The organism is Mitsuaria sp. TWR114, assembly GCF_007997345.1.
The window spans coordinates 1-4171 of sequence record NZ_VOSR01000680.1; the positions used below are offsets into that span (position 1 = coordinate 1).

Sequence of the window (4171 nt, forward strand, 5' to 3'; positions counted from 1 at the left end):
AGCTGGTCCACCGAGGTCGTCGGCAGCAGGCGGCCCTGGCCGACGTCGTCCGGCCCGTTCACGCTCACCGAGGGCAGTTGGCCGTAGAAGCGGCCGCCCTTGACCGCGCCGCCCATCACGAGGTGGTGGCTGCCCCAGCCGTGGTCGGAACCGTCGCCGTTGGAGCTCAGCGTGCGGCCGAAGTCCGAGGCGGTGAAGGTCGTGACGTTCTGCGCGACGCCCAGCTCGCCCAGCGCCGCGTCGAAGCTGGCCATCGCGTTGGCGACGGTGCCCAGCAGGCCGGGATGCTGGGCCACCAGGTTGTCGTGCAGGTCGAAGCCGCCGATCGACACGAAGTAGACCTGCCGCTGCGCGCCCAGCGCCGAGCGGGCGCCTATCAGCCGGGCCACCGTCTGCAGCTGGGCCGCCAGGCCGCCGGTGTCGAAGGGCGTCTGCAGCGTCGAGTTGGCCAGCGCCGTCGAGATCGTGCCCTGCGCGCTGATCGAGCGCGCGGTGACGCGGTTGAGCTCCTGCTCCATCCAGTGCTGGCGCTCGGCGGTGACCAGGGCGCGCAGCGCTTCCGAGCAGGCCGCGGACCCGAACAGCGACCGCGTCGCGCCATTGATGGCGACGGCGCCGCCGCTGCTCATCTGGTACTGCACCGCCTGCCCGCCCGACATGAACACCGCATTGCCGGAGACGTTGATGCAGGTGAAGGTCGCGTTGCCGTTGCTGCCCAGGAACTGGTCGGCCACCCGGCCGCCCCAGCCGGAGGTCGCGCCCTCGGGCCGGGACGATTGCCAGAGGCTGGACTGGTCGTTGTGCGAGAACAGCTTGGGCGGCAGCGGCACGTTGCCGGCCTTGTACTGGGCCAGCGTGGTCGGCTGCATCAGCGGACCGATGTTGAGCATCACCGCCAGGCGCCCGGCGTCGAAGACCGGCTTGAGCCGGGTCATCGTCGGCGCCAACGCCATCTGACGGCCGTCCGGCAGCGCCGTGGCCGGCGTCAGCGCGGTGGCGGCGAGCTGGTCGCGCGGCGTCGTCAGCGCCTGGCGGATGGTGGCGTAGGCCTGGTGGCTCGCGGCGTCGTAGGGCACCAGGGTGTTGCCGTGGTCGTTGCCGCCATACATGAACAGGCAGACGATGGCCTTGTAGTCGCCGGGCGCGACGGCGGCGGCGGCCTCGTTGATCGCGGCCAGCTGCAGCGCCCAGGGCGCGGCGGTGCCCGCGACGGACAGCGCCGAGGCGCGCTGGAGGAATTCGCGGCGACGCAGCGACGCCAGTTTCGAGATGTGGGGCATGGCTGTCGCTCCGCTCACTTCTGCACTTGGTATTCGGGCGCCGCCAGCACCATCAGCCAGGAGGCCTTGACGCGGTTGAGCTTGCCGGCGTCGGTGTCGGCCTTGATCGTGGCGACGGCGGTGGCGATGGTGGTGATGGTCGTGGCCGACAGGTCGCCGCCCGCCATCACCAGGGCCTGGCGCTGCACCATCGCCGCCGGGTCGGCGGCCAGCGCGAGGTCCGCCGTGTAGTCGGGCTTCATGTCGCCGATGCCGTTGCCGATCAGGCTTTGCATGAAGTTCAGGTAGCCCGCCACGGTGCTCTCGTTGCAGAGCTGGAACTCCGGCGCGGTGACGTTGTTGGTGCCTAGCTGGGAATTGGGCGGCACGTAGCCCGGCCGGAAGAAGTTGAAGACCGAGCCGCTGCGCAGCGGGCTCTGTCCCAGGCGCGTGGCCGGGTTGCTGGTGTCACCGATGGCCCAGAGGTCGCCGGGCGACGTCAGGTTGACGCTGCGGGCCCACTGGATCAGGCGCAGGATGGGCTCGCGCAGCTTGCCGCCGCCGGGCGCGGTCGAGGGCTGGCGGGCCTCGCTGTCGAGCAGGATCGCGCGGATCACCGCGCGCAGGTCGCCGCGCTCGCCCTTGCCGTTGTTGTCGAAGACCGCGGCGATGCGCTGCACGTAGGCGGGGCTGGGGTTGGACGCCACCAGGCGCTGGATCAGCTGCCGGCCGATGAACGGCCCGACGTTGGGATGCGCGACCAGCGTGTCCAGCGCCTGCTTCATCGCGGCGGGTCCGTCGGCGGTCTCGGGGATGGTGACGTCCAGCACCTTCTTGGCGCCGGTGGAGAAGCGGCTGGCCGTGTGCTTCATCGGCCGGGTCATGTAGCTCGGATCAGCGCCGTTGGCATCGGTGGTGTCGAAGTCCCAGCCGGTGAACACCCGCGCCAGCTCGGTGATCTGCGGCAGCGTGTAGGTGTCGATGGTCTTGCCGTTGCTGGTCTTGGGCGTGCCGTCGGGATTGAGCTGGTTCAGGCCGATGGTGAACAGCTGCATCACCTCGCGGGCGTAGTTCTCGTCGGGCTGGCGGCCGGTGCGGGGATCTTCCTTGCGGTTGCCGCGCATCGCCAGGAACACGCCCATCGCGGGGGACAGGGTCACGCCCTCGATCAGCGCGCGGAAGCTGCCGAAGCAGCGCTGCTCCAGCATGTCGACGTAGCCGGCGGTGGCCATGTTGGCCCAGCTCACCGGCAGGCCGGTCATCGACACGACGAAGATCTCCGACAGCGCCAGCACCACCCGCTGGCGCAGCTGGTCGGGCGAGCCGATCAGCTTGCGCCACAGCGTGGCGTCGACGCCGGAGAGGCTGTTGCGGAAGGACTCGGCGTTGTAGCCCTTGGCGACCAGCCAGTCGTAATGCCCCTGCGTGCGGGGCGCGGCGAACTGCTGGTCCAGCCAGCGGGCGTAGCCGGAAGACTTGACCGCGGCGATGTCGGTGGCGCTGGCCGCGAAGCCGGCCTGGCCGAGGAAACGCGCGGCCTGCGCATCGGTGGGCGGGACGCTGTTCTGCGGGTCGCTGTCGGGGCCGCCGCCGTCGGCGGTCTCGCCGCCACCGCCGCCGCAAGCGGCCAGCAGGGCCGCCGCGGCCGCCGCCGCGAGCGCGGCCGAGGTCCCGGAGGTCGACGTCGCATCGACGACGCGGTCGTCGTCGGTCGGAGCGAAGGGGGTATGAGCGGCGGCAGTCATCTCGGCATCAGCCCGAAGCAGCGGATGCGGGATGGTGGCGAGACGGCGCGCTCAATACACCGTCATTCGTACAACAGGTGAAAGGCGCGGCAACAGGTTGTTGCCGCGTGATTTCTGCACGCGCGGAGTTTGTCGGACTCGGATACGGCGTGGAAACAAGTCGGTGAGGAATGGCGGACGCTTCGCCGGCGCCGCTCCCGCTTCGCGTCCGCGCGCGGGGCTGGGCGGGGTCGCGCTCAGGCTGGCGACGCCATGACAATTTCCCGTACCGCCGGGGGACCGCTCGCGCCGACCGTCGGCGCCGACCACGCGCCCTCGCCCGCCGCGCCGGTCACGCCACCCGCTCGCTCCCCCACGCATCCCTCGGAAGACGGCCTCCTGGACCAGCTCAAGCGCAAGCTCCGACCCGGTCCGTCGAGCGTCGCCGCGGGGCCCTTCTATCTCCGCACCTCGATCGCGCCGCTGCGGATGCCGGCGACGCCCGGCCCCGCGGTCGAGCTCCCCACCGGCACCGAGTTCCGCCCGGCGACCGCGCAATGGATCCAGGAGCGCTCGGCCGCGCTCGTGGACCGGCTGCATCCCGCGGCCCAGGCCAGCACGGGCGCTGCCGGCGCTCTCGGCGCAGCGGGCGCTGGGGCGGCGACGGATGCGACGGATGGGACAGGTGCGCCAGGCTCGATCGTCGGCACGCCAGGGTCAACGCAGGACGCGCCGCAGGCGCCCGTGCGGGTGGTCGCCAGCGCCGCGGATTTCGCGTCGGCCACGGCCGCGCTGTTCACGCGTGGCTCCCAGGAGACGGCGGAGTCGCCAGCGCTCCAACGACTGATCGACACCTTGCTGCCCGGCGCCCAGACGCCCGCGACGCTCACCGCCGCCGGGCCATTCGGTCCATCGCTCCAGGTCGCGCGCGCCCTGTCCACCGCCACGCGCGGTGATGCGGACGCGGCGCTCGCGGCGCTCGAGCACCTGCGCCGGATGCCGATGGTGCCGTCGCTCGTGCGCGGGCTCGTTCCAGCGCACGTCCAAGGGGCCGAGGCGACCACCGCAGACGCGGCTGGCGTGGATGGCACGCCCGGCGCGGAAGGCGCACCCGGCCATCACCACGCCTGGCGCGCGGCGCTGCTGCTGGGCGCCGTGATGGCGTTCGGCATCGCAATGCCCGCGGCG

Annotated in this window: 2 protein-coding genes and 1 pseudogene; 1 reads left to right on the forward strand and 2 read right to left on the reverse strand. The window is 71.9% G+C overall.

Annotated features, from left to right (window positions below):
* Together FUT87_RS22195 and FUT87_RS22200 are read right to left on the reverse strand one after the other, a co-directional pair.
* On the reverse strand, positions 1–1280 hold a 1280-nt coding region (locus tag FUT87_RS22195; RefSeq protein ID WP_147242419.1), incomplete at its 3' end, for a DUF1501 domain-containing protein.
* 14 nt (positions 1281–1294) lie between these two features.
* Positions 1295–3004, reverse strand: coding sequence for a DUF1800 family protein (locus tag FUT87_RS22200; RefSeq protein WP_091732387.1), 1710 nt, complete (start codon positions 3002–3004; stop codon positions 1295–1297).
* A 468-nt stretch (positions 3005–3472) separates the two neighbouring features.
* Between FUT87_RS22200 and FUT87_RS22205 the strand changes: the two are divergent.
* A pseudogene (locus FUT87_RS22205) lies at positions 3473–4171 on the forward strand (hypothetical protein); the annotation flags it as partial.